We start from the raw sequence: 14,891 nt of genomic DNA, 5'->3' as shown, positions 1-14,891 counted from the left end.
GGAAGAGAAAGAAGAAGAGAGAGCGGGAGGGAGAGGCCGGGGGAGGGGACGGGAGGGGGACGGGGAAGGGGAAGGTGTCCGGGAGCCCGGTGCGGGGCCCCCGGAGATTCAGCCCTTCACGGCACCCTGCATGATCCCGCTCACGATCTGCTTGCCGAACAGGACGAACGCGAGCAGCAGCGGCAGCGTGCCCAGCAGGGCGCCCGCCATGATGACCGCCCGGTCGGGGATGTACCCCGTGCCGAGGGAGTTGAGTGCCACCTGCACCGTCGGGTTCGACTGGTTGAGCGCGATGATCGGCCAGAGGAAGTCGTTCCAGGCCATGACGAACGTCAGGAGGCCCAGCACGGCCATCGCGGGCCGCGCCGCCGGGAACACCACGTGCCAGATGATCCGCAGGCTGCTCGCCCCGTCCATCCGGGCCGCCTCGATCAGCTCTCCGGGCAGCGCCTGCAGCAGGTACTGCCGCATGAAGAAGACGCCGAAGGCGCTCACGAACGTCGGCAGGATCACCGCCTGGAGCTGGTTGGTCCACTGCAGGTCCGCGACCCACAGGTACAGCGGTACGACGCTGAGCTGCGGCGGCACCATCATCGTGCCGATGGTCAGCAGGAGCAGCGCCCCGCTGAACCGGAACTTCAGCTTGGCGAAGGCGAAACCGGCGATCGTGGAGAACAGGACGGTGCCGACGGTGATGCTGCCCGCCACGATCGTGGTGTTCAGCATCGCGTCGCCCAGGCTCGCCTCGGTCCAGGCCCGCTCCAGGTTCTTGAAGAGGTTGCCGCCGAACCACAGGGGCGGCGGCGTCTGCGCGAGCCGCCCGCTGGTGCGCGAGGCCGCGATCGCCGTCCAGATCAGCGGGGCGAGCGAGACGGCAGTGAACAGCGCGAGGACGATGTACGTGAGCGGGCCCGCGTGCATCGTCCGGCCTGCCCTCTGGCCCAGCGGGCGCACCGTGCCCCCGGCCTTGGGGGCCGGGACGCGGTCGGTCGGCGGGGCCTCGGGGCGGTCGGCCTTCGGGTCCACCGTGCGGGCCTTCATCGGTCCTTCCTCAGTCGTCGGGCGATCAGCATGTTGACCGCGGCGATGATCAGCAGGATCGCGAGCATCAGCCAGGCGACCGCCGAGGCCCGCCCCAGGTGGCCGTTGATCCATCCCTGGTCGTACAGATAGAGCCCCAGCGTCTGGAACTGGTGGTCGGCGCCGCCCTTGGACCCGGCCGTGCCGCCGAAGAGCAGCGGCTCGCCGAAGAGCTGGGTGGCCCCGATGGTGGAGACGACCACGGTGAACAGGATCGTCGGCCGCAGCATCGGGATCGTCACGTGCCGGAACTGCTGCCAGCGCGAGGCGCCGTCCAGCGAGGCCGACTCGTACAGGTCGTGGGGCACGGCCTGCATCGCCGCCAGGTAGATCAGCGCGTTGTAGCCGGTCCACCGCCAGATGACGATCGACGACACGGCGAACTGCGAACCCCAGGACGACTCGCGCCAGTTGACGGGGTCGAAGCCCACCGAACCGATCAGCCAGTTGACCATGCCGCCGTCCCAGGCGAACAGCAGCGTGAAGACCAGCGAGGCGCTCGCCACCGACGTGGCGTACGGAGCGAGCATCGCGACCCGCCACAGCGTGGAACCGCGCAGCTTGTAGTTGAGCAGGTGCGCGATGCCGAGCGCGACGGCGAGCTGGGGGACGGTGGAGATGACACCGATGGTGAAGGTGTTGCCGAGCGCGTTCCAGAAGTAGTCGCTCAGCAGCAGGTTGGTGTAGTTCTCCAGGCCCAGCCAGGTGCTGTCGTCGAGGTTGGTCAGCTCCAGGCGGTGCAGCGAGGCCCAGCCCGTGTAGAGCAGCGGGAAGAGGCCGAAGGCGCCGAAGAAGAGGAAGAACGGCGCGACGAAGACGTAGGGCGACGCCTTGATGTCCCAGCGGTACAGGCGACTGCGCCAGGGGGACGGCGTGCGGGAGGACGTGCTCCCGGTCGCGGCCGGGGCCGCGCCCCCCTTCTCGGGGGACGCGGTCTCGGCGTACTCAGCGGTCTCGGACATGGGGGTCACTGTCCCAGAACATCCTTGATCTCCTTCTGGGCCGCCTCCCAGCCCTCCTCGGGAGACTTGCCCTGCTGCTCCACCTGGAGCACACCGATGTCCGTGATGGACTGGCCGATCTGGGCGTCCTTGACGCCGTAGACGGCCGAGGGGGTGTTCTTCGCGATGCCGGCGAAGATCTCGGTGATCGGGGCGTCGCTGAAGTACGCCTTGGTGGCGGCCGACGGCTTCAGCGAGTCGTACGCCGAAGGGGTCGAGGGGAAGCTGGCCTGCTTGGCGAAGACCTTCGCGAGCTGCTCGGGCTGGGTCAGCCAGACGGCGAGCTCGGTCGCCTCCTTCTTGTGCTTGCCCGCGCTCGGCACCCCGAGGAACGAGCCGCCCCAGTTGCCGTCCGTCGGGGCCTTGGCCATGTCCCACTGGCCCTTGCCCTCCGGTCCCGTCTTCTCCTGGATGTACCCGGCCATCCAGGCGGGGCAGGCCACCGTGGCGAACTTGGCGTTGGCGAAGCCCTGGTCCCACGTCGGGTCGAACTGCTTGAGCTTGGCGGACATGTCGCCCTCCGCGACCTTCATGGCCGCGTCCCAGGCGTCCTTGCGGCCCTGGCTGTCCTCGTAGATCTCCTTGCCGCTCTTGTCGTAGTACCGCTCTTTAGCGCCGGCGAAGACGGCGTTGTAGACGCTGGAGGCGGAGTCGACGAACTTGGTGTCCTTGGGCGCCTTCTTCATGTACTTCTCGCCGAGCGCGACGTACTTGTCCCAGTCGCCGGCCCACTCCTTCGCGAGTTCCTCGCGGTCGGTGGGGAGCCCGGCCTTCTTGAAGAGGTCCTTGCGGTAGCAGAGCGCGGTCGGGCCGATGTCGACGCCGAGGGCGACCGTCTTGCCGTCCTTGGTCGTGGCCTGCTTCCACTTCCAGTCGAGGTACGTCGACTTCTCGACGCCCTCGGCCTTGCCCAGGTCCTCGAACTTGGCGCCCTGCGTCGTGACGACCTCGGTGATGTTGCTGACCTCGATGGCCGCCACGTCGTTGACACCGGCGCCGGACTGGAGCTGGGTGAGCAGCTTCGGGTAATAGGCGTCGTTCCGCTCGATCACGTTCTCTTTGATCGTGATGTTCGGGTGCGACTTCTCGTACTCGTCGTAGAGCCCGGCCTGCTTCAGGCCCAGCACGCCGAACGTGCCCACGTTCAGCGTGATCTTGCCGTCGCTGCCCGCGGAACCGCCCTCGTCATCGCTGGAACAAGCGGCCAGCAGGCTCGTGGCCAGTGCGGTCACCGCCGCGTAGGCCACCAGCCGCCGGGACCGGCGGAAATTGCTGCGCATTACGTCCTCCTGTTGCCTGACGTGCCGACCCCCCGGCCAACTGCTCTGCTGGGCCCGTTGGTTCACGCTGCGGCTCGGGCGGGGAACGTGCGGGTTGTGTACGTGTCAGGTAGTGTGGGAGCGCTCCCACAGGTGATGAGTTGAAGACTCGTGGCTCCGGACATGGGTGTCAAGGGACCGGACACAGAGATCTGTGTTCGGTTATCGGGCCGTTACCGGGAGGCCCGCGGTTCCGGCGCGGCGGCCCGGCGCGGACGCGGCTGTTACATTCCTGGCCGGGGGAATGGTGACGGGAGGCGGACAATGGCAGCTCACCCAGCGCGCGGCCGCAGCGGCGGACGGCCCACCCTGGAAGAGGTCGCCGCACGGGCCGGCGTCGGCCGGGGCACGGTCTCCCGCGTGATCAACGGATCGCCGCGGGTCAGCGAGGCGACCAGGACCGCCGTGGAGGCCGCGGTGGCCGAGCTGGGCTACGTCCCGAACACCGCCGCCCGCGCCCTGGCAGCCAACCGCACGGACGCCATCGCCCTGGTCGTGCCCGAGCCCGAGACCCGCTTCTTCGCCGAGCCGTACTTCTCCGACGTCCTGCGCGGGGTCGGCGCCGAGCTCAGCGAGACCGAGATGCAGCTCCTGCTGATCTTCGCGGGCAGTGACCAGCGGCGCCAGCGCCTGGCCCAGTACCTGGCGGCCCACCGGGTCGACGGGGTGCTCCTGGTCTCCGTGCACGCCGACGACCCGCTCCCCGACCTGCTCTCCCAGCTGGAGATCCCCGCCGTGATCAGCGGCCGCAGGTCGGCCGACGAGCCGCTGCCCTCGGTCGACTCCGACAACTTCGCCGGCGCCTGCTCGGCCGTGGAGCACCTGCTCTCCCGCGGGCGCACCTCCATAGCCACGATCACCGGCCGCCTCGACGTGTACGGAGCCCAGCGTCGCCTCGACGGCTTCCGCGCCGCGATGCGGGACGCGGGCCGCCCGGTGGACGAGCGGATGATCGTGCCGGGTGACTTCACGGAGGAGGGCGGCCGGCGCGCGATGCGGGAGCTGCTCGAAGCGTGCCCCGGCGTCGACGCGGTCTTCGCGGGCTCCGACGTGATGGCGGCGGGCGCCCGCCAGGCGCTGCGGGAGGCGGGCCGCCGCATACCCGACGACGTGGCGCTCGTCGGCTTCGACGACTCGGCGATCGCCCGTCACATGGACCCGCCGCTGACCAGCGTGCGCCAGCCCATCGAGGAGATGGGCCGGGCCATGATCGACCTGCTGCTCGCCGAGATCGCGGACAGCCGCCCGTTCGCCGCCCGGCGCCTTGAGCGGCGCCAGCTCGTCCTCCCGACGCGGCTGGTGGAGCGGGCCTCTTCGTAAGAGCCCGTGTCATAACCCCTCCCGGTCTCCGCCGGGGGCGGTGGACCCTTCCGGGACGCCCGCGCGCCCGCGAAGGCCGCGCACACGCGGAAAGGGCCCCGGTTCTCTCGAACCGGGGCCCTTTCCTTCAGGGTGAGTGACGGGACTTGAACCCGCGGCCACCTGGACCACAACCAGGTGCTCTACCAACTGAGCTACACCCACCATGTCCGGTCTTCTGTCGCTCTTCCGACCGGCCGAGAAAAAGTGTACAGGGTCCGAAGGGGTGCTCGCGCACACGTTTCGCGGACCCCGTACACAGGGCTTGCGCGGAGGCTACTCCGCAGACAGGACGTGCTTCGCCGCGATCGCCTTCGCCGTGTCCGAGTCCGGTCCCGGCTGCGGGACGAAGACCGCCTCGCGGTAGTACCGGAGCTCGGCGATGGACTCGCGGATGTCGGCGAGCGCGCGGTGGTTGCCGTTCTTGTCCGGGCTGTTGAAGTACGCCCGGGGGTACCAGCGCCGGGCCAGCTCCTTGATGGAGGAGACGTCGACGATGCGGTAGTGGAGGTACTCCTCCAGGGTCCGCATGTCCCGCGCGAGGAAGCCGCGGTCAGTGCCGACCGAGTTCCCGCACAGCGGAGCCTTCCGCGGCTCCTTGACGTGCTCACGTACGTACGTGAGGACCTGCTCCTCGGCGTCGGCCAGCGTGGTGCCGCCGGCCAGCTCGTCGAGGAGCCCCGAGGCGGTGTGCATGGTGCGCACCACCTCGGGCATGGTCTCCAGCGCCGCGTCCGGCGGGCGGATCACGATGTCCACCCCTTCGCCGAGCACGTTCAGTTCCGAGTCGGTGACCAGTGCGGCCACCTCGATAAGTGCGTCGTCCGTCAACGAGAGCCCGGTCATCTCGCAGTCGATCCACACCATGCGATCGTTCATGCGCCCAACCCTACGGCGCACTCCTCTGGCCGGGCAGGGGCGCACGGCCGGTGGCGTAGACGTCCGGGTTCGGCCTGCCCGCCTCGGTGGGCACCGAGGCCGAGGGCCCGAGCGCGCTCGCGGCAGCCGTGCGCCGGGTCTGGGAGGGCACGGGCCCCGCCTCGACCAGCGTCGGCATCGCCTGGGCGGCCGCCGTGGCAGCGGCCTCAAGCGCTCGCTCGCCCTGCGGCCTGCGGGCCCGGTAGGCGGCCCGGTAGGCGGCGGGGGAGGAGCCGAGCTGGCGCCGGAAGTGGCCCCGCAGCGCCACCGGCGAGCGGAAGCCGCAGCGGCCCGCGACCTCGTCGACGGAGTAGTCGGAGGTCTCCAGGAGCCGCTGTGCCTGAAGCACCCGCTGGGTGATCAGCCACTGCAGCGGCGCGCTGCCGGTGAGCGAGCGGAACCTGCGGTCGAAGGTGCGCCTGCTCATGTACGCGCGTGCGGCCAGCGTCTCCACGTCGAACTGCTCGTGGAGGTGCTCCAGGGCCCAGGCGACGACCTCGGCGAGCGGGTCGGCGCCGATCTCCTCGGGTAAAGACCTGTCGAGATAGCGCTCCTGGCCGCCGGCCCTGCGCGGCGGCACCACGAGCCTGCGGGCGAGCGCGCCCGCCGCCTCGTTGCCGTGGTCCGTGCGCACGATGTGCAGACAGAGATCGATTCCGGCCGCGGTGCCCGCGCTCGTCAGGACGTCCCCGTCGTCGACGAACAGCTCGCGCGGGTCCACGTGCACGGACGGATAGCGCTTGGCGAGCGTCGGCGCGTACATCCAGTGGGTGGTCGCCGGGCGGCCGTCGAGCAGCCCCGCGGCGGCGAGCACGAACGCGCCGGTGCAGAGCCCGACGATGCGGGCGCCCTCCTCGTGCGCGCGGCGCAGCGCGTCGAGTGCCTCCGGCGGCGGCGGCGAGGTGATCGACCGCCAGGCCGGTACGACGACGGTGCCCGCCCGTCCGATGGCCTCCAGGCCGTGCGGCGCGGTGAGTTCGAGCCCGCCGGTGGTCCGCAGCGGTCCCTCCTCGCCGGCGCACACGAGCAGCCGGTAGCGGGGCACGCCTGCGTCCTGCCGGTCGATGCCGAAGACGGAGAGCGGTATGGAACTCTCGAAGATGGGTCCACCGCTGAAGAGCAGCACCGCTACGATCTCCCGGCGGCGGCGCCCGGACAGCTTCCGAGCCGTGGTCTCCGGCGCGGCAGTGGAGTCGTGACTCATGCTGCTAAACCCCCCTCGGTCGTCGCGGCTCCCTGTTCTTGGCGTGCTTGGCGTGCCTGACGTGCTTGACGCGCTTGCCGCGCTTGCCTCGCTTGTCGCTGCTGCACGTTTCCCCTCGGTCCTCCACCAGTCCCCCGCCGTAATACAGTCAAGATCGAATCTACTGTGTCCCGTGCCACCGGGGTGACCAGTTCAGCACCCGGCAGAATGTCGACATGGCAACTTGGCGTGAAGCATTCGATCACGAAGCGTTGCACTCGTGGGCCGCGCTGGGAAGTGCGCCTCCGCTCCATGGCCGGTCCCCGTAGGGTGCGCGCGCGTTCGGGGCACCTTTCAGCCCTGGTCAACCGGGGGTTGGAGGCCCCTTCCCGCAAGAAATGCGGAGGCCCCGGAAGTTGGCTGAAAAGCTACGGGATCGTGTGTACGAATACGTCAATCGACCGGGGGGTGGCCGAGGCCGTGGCGCATGCCCCGGTGTGCTCCCGAAGCCGTCCTGCCGTGCCGTCCGCGGTGTGCGGTGTTCTGTTCTGCAAGCAGTCGCGCGGCACACCGCTCGGACTGTCTGAGCAGCACCCGGCAGACTCCGGTGACGGCCGCGAGACCGAGCGCGGCGCCACCCGCCCCCGCCATCGAGATCCCGTACCCCACGAGGACGACGGGAACCAGGACGCAGCTGAACGCGGCCCAGCGGACCACCTCGCTCGCCGACTCCTGAGGGGGCGCGTCGCGCGGCCGACGGGCGCGCGGACCGCGCGCCCGGGCTTGCTCGGGTGAAGACGGGGTGCGGGACGAGAGTGGGGACGCGGTCGGCGATCCGGGCACGGGCGTGCTCCCTGTGGCGGCGGCGGGACAGGGGTTCAACGCGCGGCGGGGCGGGCGGTCACTGGCGAGCCATCCCGCGGACGCCAGACGGGTGGGCAAACCGCCTGTACGTGGCAGCAACCATTGCCATACGGGCGAGGCTCATGCATGCTCCGGTGAACGCCGGGAGGCCCTGTGCACGGCCCGGCGAGGGCCTCTGGCAGGCCCTTCGCAGGCTCTGGGCAGGAGAGGAGTGCCGCCGTACCCTTGGGGGTATGGGCTTGGAAAGATGATTCCCGGACTACCTTCCAGGCCTTGATCCTCAGGCGTCACCGACACTACGCGTCACCCGAAAAGCCGACCCTCCCACAGAGGACTCCTTCGCCGAGACACCCATGGCCGGTCACGAATTCTCCGAACCCGCGGACCGCAAGCGGCAGGTCGCCGATCCCACAGCGACCCCCCAGGCGGCGGAAGAACCACGTCACTCCTGCGATCCCGCCTTCCAGCACGGTGTCGTCGTCGGCTTCGACGGCTCGACCTCCAGTGAGCGGGCCCTCGCCTACGCGATCGGGATGGCCCACCGCTCGGGCTCGGGCCTGATCATCGTCCACGTCGCCAACCGGCTGCCCACCACGGTGTGGGCGGGGTGCGAGCCCCCGGTCTTCGTGGACGTGCCCGACCACCGCACGGAAGTGCTCGGTCTCGAACTGGCCTGCGCGGACTACCTCTCCGAGGTGCCGTGGATTCTCGTCGAGCGCGGCGGCGACATCTGCCACGAGCTGGAGGAGGTCGGCCACGAGTACAGCGCGGACGCGATCGTCGTCGGCTCCACGCACGGCATCGTCGGACGCATCTTCGGCTCCGTCGCGGGCCGTCTGGCGCGGCGCGCGCAGCGGCCGGTCATCGTCATCCCGTAACGGTGGTCCGCCGGCGGGGGACAGGCTGCTTCAGGGCAGATAAATCTACTTGCGCGTAGAGGTGCCGGGCGCGGCGCTGAAGGGTACATGGAGGACGTCGGCACACCGCCCTGCCGGCCGGGGTGACGGCTGCCGGCCGATGTGGGCGCGGGTCGGGGTAATGGGCGACCCCGACCCTTGAGGAACGGCTCCCCGTGCGCTGGTGGCACGCGCGGGGAGCCGTTCATTTCCTCGGGAGGCCCCGACTACTCCACGGTGACGGACTTCGCCAGGTTGCGCGGCTTGTCGATGTCGCGGCCGAGCGCCAACGCCGTGTGGTAGGCGAGGAGTTGCAGCGGGATGCCCATCAGGATCGGGTCCAGCTCGTTCTCGTTCTTCGGCACGACGATCGTCTGGTCGGCCTTCTCCTGCTCCTGGTGCGCGACCGCGAGGATCTTGCCGCTGCGGGCCTTGATCTCCTCCAGGGCGGCGCGGTTCTTCTCCAGGAGGTCGTCGTCCGGGACGATCGCGACGGTCGGCAGCGCGGGCTCGATGAGGGCGAGCGGCCCGTGCTTCAGCTCCGACGCGGGGTAGGCCTCGGCGTGGATGTAGGAGACCTCCTTGAGCTTGAGGGAGGCCTCGCGGGCGACGGGGTAGCCGCGCACGCGTCCGATGAAGAGCATCGAGCGGGCCTCGGCGTAGCTCTTGGCGATCTTCTTGATCTCGTCCTCGCGCTTGAGGATCTCCGAGATCTGGCCCGGCAGCATGCGCAGGCCCTCGATGATCCGCTTGCCGTCGGCGGCCGAGAGGTCGCGGATGCGGCCCAGGTGCAGGGCGAGCAGGGCGAAGGCGACGGTCGTGTTGGTGAAGCACTTGGTGGAGACCACGCAGACCTCGGGGCCCGCGTGGACGTACACGCCCGCGTCCGCCTCGCGCGCGATGGCGGAGCCGACGACGTTGACCACGCCGAGGACGCGGGCGCCCTTGCGCTTCAGCTCCTGGACGGCGGCGAGGACGTCGTAGGTCTCGCCGGACTGGGAGACGGCGACGTAGAGGGTGTCGGGGTCCACGACCGCGTTGCGGTAGCGGAACTCGCTCGCCGGCTCCGCGTCGGCGGGGATGCGGGCCAGCTCCTCGATCATCTGGGCGCCGATCATGCCCGCGTGGTACGAGGTGCCGCAGCCGAGGATCTTGACGCGGCGCACCTTGCGGGCGTCGTGCGCGTCGAGGTTGAGGCCGCCGAGGTGCACGGTGGAGAAGCGGTCGTCGATGCGGCCGCGGAGCACGCGGTCCACCGCGTCGGGCTGCTCGAAGATCTCCTTGTGCATGTACGTGTCGTGGCCGCCCATGTCGTACGACTCGGCCTCCCACTCCACGGTGGTCGGCGAGGCGGTCGTGCGCGAGCCCTCGGTGGTGTACGTGCGGTAGTCGTCGGCCTTGATGGTGGCCATCTCGCCGTCGTCGAGGGTGACGACCTGGCGGGTGTGCGAGACGAGCGCCGCGACGTCGGAGGCGACGAACATCTCCTTCTCGCCGATGCCGAGGACGACCGGGGAGCCGTTGCGCGCGACGACGATGCGGTCGTTGAAGTCGGCGTGCAGGACGGCGATGCCGTACGTGCCCTCGATGTGGCGCAGGGCCTCGCGCACCTTCTCTTCGAGGGTGTCCGCCTGGGAGCGGGCGACGAGGTGGGTGAGGACCTCGGTGTCGGTCTCGGAGAGGAACTCGACGCCGTCGGCGGTGAGCTTGGCGCGCAGCTCGGAGGCGTTGTCGATGATGCCGTTGTGGACGACGGCGACCTTCTCCCCGGCGTCCAGGTGGGGGTGGGCGTTCTCGTCGGAGGGGGCGCCGTGGGTGGCCCAGCGGGTGTGGGCGATGCCGGTCGTGCCCTTGAAGCGGGACGGGACCCTGGCCTCCAGGTCGCGCACGCGGCCCTTGGCCTTCACCATCTTCAGGCCGGAGGCCTTGGGGCTGGTGACGGCGATGCCCGCGGAGTCGTAGCCGCGGTACTCCAGGCGCTGCAGTCCTTCGAGGAGGAGCGGGGCGACGTCACGCTTGCCGATGTATCCGACGATTCCGCACATAGAGGGTGTCCTAGCCGTAGATGATGCGGCGCAGCTGCCGGAGCGTGAGCTCGGGCGGCGCGACCGCGCGATATCCGAGATCCGCCGAGATCTGTTCGAAGATCGCCGCGTTCAGCAGGCCCTGACCCTGCAGCTCGCGGTGGCGGCGACGGACGAACTCTTCGGTCGTCTCGTCGAAGTAGGCGAGCACGTCCTGGACGACCCGCAGGGCTTCGCCCCGCTGGAGCGGGGTGCTGCGGGTGAGGTGGTCCACCAGGTCGTCGTGCATTCGATGATCCTGGGGGATCTCCACCGCTTTCGCAAGAATCCTGCCCGGAATCGGGCAGGAGCGCGTCGGAATGGGCCCGCGTCGGCCTACATGCGGCGCAGGACGGCCTGCTTGGCCGTGGTGAACTCCTCGTCGGTCAAGATCCCCGACCGGTGCAGCTCGCCCAGCTCCCGCAGGCGCCGCAGCAGGGCGTCGTGGTCGTCGGCCGGGGGCGCGGGCGCGAGGGTCTTGGTGACGGCGGGCGGGGCGTCCTCCGCGGCCGGCGGGGGAGCGGGGGCCAGGGGGTGCGGCAGGCGGGCCTGGACCGCGGCGGCGACCAGGGCCATCAGCGGGTCCTTCTTGAAGCCCCAGAGCTCGATCGCGTTCGGGTCGTACTTCGGCGGGGCCTTGGTCGGGGCATTCCGCACGGTGAAGCGGAGGCAGCCGTTCTCCAGGCCGACCGCGGGCTGCCACTCCACCGCCGCGATGTCGGCGAGCGCCAGGGACCTGGTGCCGACCGCCGACTTCGCCTCCTCGGTCTTCCAGTTCCACTCCAGGCGCACGTGGTCCCCGTCGAAGCTCGCGGTGCCGTCGCCCGCCGAGACCGACAGCGGCACGGGCGGGCCCGCCAGGAGATAGGACTCGCAGGGGGTGCTCGGCACCTGTTCGAGCAGATGGGCGTTGCGGACCTCGTCGACCAGGTACTCCGCGACCCCGTGGCGGCTCGGCTCCACGGTGAGCTGGTACGGGTCCGAGGCGTCGGTGAGCTGGCCGCCCGTCGCCTGGAGCAGCGGGTCGGCGCCGTCCCGCAGGCGCAGCCGCAGCCGCCCCGCCTTCTTGCCCTGTTCGAAGGCTATGCCCGCCAACGCCTCCAGCGGCACGGCCAGTTCACCGAGGGTCTTGCGCAGCAGCGACACGTTCTTGTCGTGGCCGGGCACGAGGCGCAGTACCTCTCCGTCGAAGGTCCAGGTCCCGTCCCGCTGGATGATTTCCGCCATGCCGGGATTCTCGCACCGACCCCTCGGACAAATGGTCTAAACCCCTTGACCCCTTGTGGGCCCGGGGCTACCAATGGGGACCGTTCGATTGCGATGCACCACAGTTGCGCCACCTTCACTGACACTTCGTCGAAGGGACCCGCTGGTGAGAACGCACAGATCGACCCGCATCCTCGGCTCGCTGCTGCTCGTGGCGGCCGCCGGGATCTCCTCCCTCGCCGCCGCTCCCGCCCCCGAGGCGGCCCGGCCCTCCGTCACCCCGCTCGGCGAGGTGGTGCCCGCCCCCCTGAAGGCCGAGGCGGGCGGCGCCGGGTACCGGATCACGGCCAAGACGCGCATCCGCGTCGGCGACGGCAACCCCGACGAGCGCCGCGTCGGCGAGTACCTCGCCCGGGTGCTGCGGCCCTCCACCGGCTACAAGCTGCCCGTCACCAGCGGAGAGGGCGGCGACGGCATCCGGCTGCGCATCAGCGCCGAACCGGCGAACAAGGTCCTCGGCAACGAGGGGTACCGCGTCATCTCCGAACGCGGCTCCCTCACCATCACCTCCTGGTCCGGCGCCGGCCTCTTCCACGGCGTCCAGACGGTCCGCCAGCAACTGCCCGCCGCCGTGGAGAAGAAGTCGAAGCAGCGCGGCCCCTGGCGGATCGCGGGCGGCACCATCAAGGACATGCCGCGCTACGGCTACCGCTCCACGATGCTCGACGTCTCGCGGCACTTCTTCACCGTCGACCAGGTCAAGCGCTACATCGACCAGGCGTCCCTGTACAAGATGAACAAGCTGCACCTGCACCTCAGCGACGACCAGGGCTGGCGCATCGCCATCGACTCCTGGCCGCGCCTCGCGACCTACGGCGGCTCCACGCAGGTCGGCGGCGGCGAGGGCGGCTACTACACGAAGGCCCAGTACAAGGAGATCGTGGCCTACGCCGCCTCGCGGTACATGGAGGTCGTGCCCGAGATCGACATGCCGGGGCACACCAACGCCGCGCTCGCCTCGTACGCCGAGCTGAACTGCGACGGCGTGGCCCCGCCGCTCTACACCGGCACCGCGGTCGGCTTCAGCTCGCTGTGCGTGAAGAAGGACGTCACGTACGACTTCGTGGACGACGTGATCCGTGAGCTGGCCGCCATGACGCCGGGCGAGTACCTGCACATCGGCGGCGACGAGGCGCACTCCACCAGCCACGAGGACTTCGTCGCGTTCATGGACAAGGTGCAGCCGGTGGTCGCCAAGTACGGCAAGAAGGTGATGGGCTGGCACCAGCTCACCGGCGCCAGGCCCGCGAAGGGCGCCGTCGCCCAGTACTGGGGTTACGACAGGACGGGCGCCGCCGAGCGCGAGCAGGTCGTGAACGCCGCGAGGAACGGCACCAAGCTGGTCCTCTCGCCGGCCGACCGCTCCTACCTCGACCACAAGTACACCAAGGACACCCCGCTCGGCCTGTCCTGGGCGGGCCTCGTCGAGGTGCAGCGCTCCTACGACTGGGACCCGGGCAGCTACCTCCAGGGCGCGCCCGCGGACGCGGTCATGGGCGTCGAGGCGCCGCTGTGGACGGAGACCCTGTCGACCTCCGCGCACCTGGACTACATGGCGTTCCCGCGCCTTCCCGGGATCGCCGAGCTCGGCTGGTCACCCGCGGCCACGCACGACTGGGACGCCTACAAGGCGCGGCTCGCCGCGCAGGCACCCCGCTGGGACGCGCTCGGCATCGGCTACTACAGGTCGCCGCAGGTCCCCTGGCCCACCGCGTAGGCGTCCACCAGGGGCCGTGACGGCCGGAAGCGGGGCTCCCGAGGACCGTCTCGGGAGCCCCGCGGCCTTGGGGGGCTACTTCAGCTTCTTCGCCTTCTCGATCGCGTCCGCGAGGTCCTCCAGGATCGGCGCGCACTTGTCGTACGAGAAGATGGGCTCGGTGACGCGCGAGATGACCTGCCCCGCCTTGACCGCGGGCAGCTTCTTCCAGGTCGGCTTGGACTCGTCGAGGTCGGCCGGCTGGATCGCCGAGGTGCGGTTGTCCATCATGATGAGGTCCGCGTCGTACTTGTCGACGTTCTCCCAGCTCAGGTTCTCGAACCAGCCGCCGGACTCCTTCTTGGCCTTCTCGGGCGGCTCGATGAAGTTCACGCCGAGGGACTTGAAGTACTCCAGGTCGACGGAGAGGTTCGACCCCGAGACGTAGAACAGGTCCTGGCTCGCGGAGCCGACGAGGACCTTGATGTCCTTGCGTGCCTTGGCCACCGTGCGCAGCCGCTCGGAGGCATCCTCGAAGCGCTTCTTCGCCTTGACGGCCTTGTCCGACTTCACGTCCGCGCCCAGCGACTCGGCGAGGGCCTGGATGCGCTGGAGGGGGTGGGTCAGCTGCCGGTCGTAGACGCTGATGCCGACGCTGGGGGCCAGCTTGAGGATCTTGTCCTTGCTCTCCTCCGGGACGTACCAGAGGGTGCCCTGGTCGTCGAACATCGTGGAGATGAGCAGGTCGGGGGCGAGGCTCGCGTACTTCTCGATGCTGAACCGGCCCCACTCGTTGCCGAGGACCGTCAGCTTGTCGACGTCCATGTCGCCGGCCTGGACATCGGCCTTGCCGTCCTTGGTCTTCGTCGGGCCGAAGACGCCCTTGACCTCGATGCCGTAGTCGAACAGGGCCGCGGCGACGCCCGTGAACGCCACGATGTTCTTCGGCGTCGCGTCGCGCTTCGCCGTCGTGCCGCGGTCGTCCTTGAAGCTCCACGGACCGCTCTTGTCCGCCCCGCCCCCGGCCTTGCCGCCGTCCTTCTTCTCGTCGCCGCAGGCCGCCAGGACGGCGGTGAGGCCGAGGGCGCCGCCGGCGGCGAGGATGCCACGGCGGGACGGGGCGGGCAGTCGGGAGGGACGGGACTGGGACATGGGTCTCTGCTTTCGTGACGGTGCGGTGGCGGGGCCACTGGCCGGAAGTGAAGCTTAGGCTAGCCTAAGCTCACTGGGTCCAGGGCCCCCGCCC

13 protein-coding genes and 1 tRNA gene are annotated in these 14,891 nt (G+C 70.0%); 3 read left to right on the top strand and 11 right to left on the bottom strand.

Translation table 11 applies throughout. From position 1 onward, the window contains the following. Nucleotides 1–108: 108 nt before the first annotated feature. The 3 genes from AB0I16_RS10690 to AB0I16_RS10680 form a co-directional block, all read right to left on the bottom strand. On the bottom strand, nt 109–921 hold the full coding sequence (locus AB0I16_RS10690; protein ID WP_363249027.1) for a carbohydrate ABC transporter permease: 813 nt from the start codon (nt 919–921) through the stop codon (nt 109–111). 116 nt (nt 922–1,037) lie between these two features. Further along, a complete protein-coding gene (locus tag AB0I16_RS10685) occupies nt 1,038–2,042 on the bottom strand; it encodes a sugar ABC transporter permease (protein ID WP_363248939.1) in 1,005 nt (334 codons plus the stop codon). Between the two features lie 5 nt (nt 2,043–2,047). Beyond that, nucleotides 2,048–3,361: an ABC transporter substrate-binding protein gene (locus tag AB0I16_RS10680; protein WP_363248938.1), complete on the bottom strand. Its 1,314-nt coding sequence runs from the start codon at nt 3,359–3,361 to the stop codon at nt 2,048–2,050. 303 nt (nt 3,362–3,664) lie between these two features. Here AB0I16_RS10680 and AB0I16_RS10675 point away from each other — a divergent pair, with 303 nt between their 5' ends. Then, nucleotides 3,665–4,720, top strand: coding sequence for a LacI family DNA-binding transcriptional regulator (locus AB0I16_RS10675; RefSeq protein ID WP_363248937.1), 1,056 nt, complete (start codon nt 3,665–3,667; stop codon nt 4,718–4,720). Between the two features lie 131 nt (nt 4,721–4,851). On the opposite strand, the gene AB0I16_RS10670 is transcribed toward AB0I16_RS10675, so the two are convergent. The 4 genes from AB0I16_RS10670 to AB0I16_RS10655 all read right to left on the bottom strand — a co-directional run bounded on the left by AB0I16_RS10670 (nt 4,852) and on the right by AB0I16_RS10655 (nt 7,577). Then, nucleotides 4,852–4,924, bottom strand: a tRNA-His gene (locus AB0I16_RS10670). A 111-nt stretch (nt 4,925–5,035) separates the two neighbouring features. Beyond that, nucleotides 5,036–5,638, bottom strand: coding sequence for an oligoribonuclease (orn, locus tag AB0I16_RS10665; RefSeq protein ID WP_363248936.1), 603 nt, complete (start codon nt 5,636–5,638; stop codon nt 5,036–5,038). A gap of 10 nt (nt 5,639–5,648) precedes the next feature. Then, entirely contained in the window at nt 5,649–6,881 is a 1,233-nt protein-coding gene (locus AB0I16_RS10660; RefSeq protein ID WP_363248935.1) for a helix-turn-helix domain-containing protein, read from the bottom strand. Nucleotides 6,882–7,313: 432 nt separating this feature from the next. After that, nucleotides 7,314–7,577, bottom strand: coding sequence for a hypothetical protein (locus AB0I16_RS10655; protein WP_363248934.1), 264 nt, complete (start codon nt 7,575–7,577; stop codon nt 7,314–7,316). Nucleotides 7,578–8,077: 500 nt separating this feature from the next. On the opposite strand from AB0I16_RS10655, the gene AB0I16_RS10650 reads away from it, so the two are divergent. After that, nucleotides 8,078–8,602, top strand: coding sequence for a universal stress protein (locus tag AB0I16_RS10650; RefSeq protein WP_363248933.1), 525 nt, complete (start codon nt 8,078–8,080; stop codon nt 8,600–8,602). Between the two features lie 245 nt (nt 8,603–8,847). Here AB0I16_RS10650 and glmS read toward each other — a convergent pair whose 3' ends face one another. The 3 genes from glmS to AB0I16_RS10635 form a co-directional block, all read right to left on the bottom strand. Continuing rightward, nucleotides 8,848–10,665: a glutamine--fructose-6-phosphate transaminase (isomerizing) gene (glmS, locus tag AB0I16_RS10645; RefSeq protein ID WP_363248932.1), complete on the bottom strand. Its 1,818-nt coding sequence runs from the start codon at nt 10,663–10,665 to the stop codon at nt 8,848–8,850. 10 nt (nt 10,666–10,675) lie between these two features. Continuing rightward, entirely contained in the window at nt 10,676–10,933 is a 258-nt protein-coding gene (locus tag AB0I16_RS10640) for a hypothetical protein (protein WP_363248931.1), read from the bottom strand. 86 nt (nt 10,934–11,019) lie between these two features. Next, nucleotides 11,020–11,910: a DUF4429 domain-containing protein gene (locus AB0I16_RS10635; RefSeq protein ID WP_363248930.1), complete on the bottom strand. Its 891-nt coding sequence runs from the start codon at nt 11,908–11,910 to the stop codon at nt 11,020–11,022. A 142-nt stretch (nt 11,911–12,052) separates the two neighbouring features. On the opposite strand from AB0I16_RS10635, the gene AB0I16_RS10630 reads away from it, so the two are divergent. Next, the gene (locus AB0I16_RS10630; protein ID WP_363249026.1) at nt 12,053–13,666 is read left to right on the top strand and encodes a beta-N-acetylhexosaminidase; all 1,614 of its coding nucleotides are present in this window, start codon (nt 12,053–12,055) and stop codon (nt 13,664–13,666) included. A 75-nt stretch (nt 13,667–13,741) separates the two neighbouring features. On the opposite strand, the gene AB0I16_RS10625 is transcribed toward AB0I16_RS10630, so the two are convergent. Continuing rightward, nucleotides 13,742–14,797, bottom strand: a complete 1,056-nt coding sequence (locus AB0I16_RS10625; protein WP_363248929.1) for an ABC transporter substrate-binding protein — start codon at nt 14,795–14,797, stop codon at nt 13,742–13,744. Nucleotides 14,798–14,891: the final 94 nt, after the last annotated feature.

The sequence above is a fragment of the Streptomyces sp. NPDC050703 genome (genome assembly GCF_040654435.1).
Lineage (GTDB): Bacteria > Actinomycetota > Actinomycetes > Streptomycetales > Streptomycetaceae > Streptomyces.
This window is presented reverse-complemented; position numbering and strand designations above follow the sequence as displayed.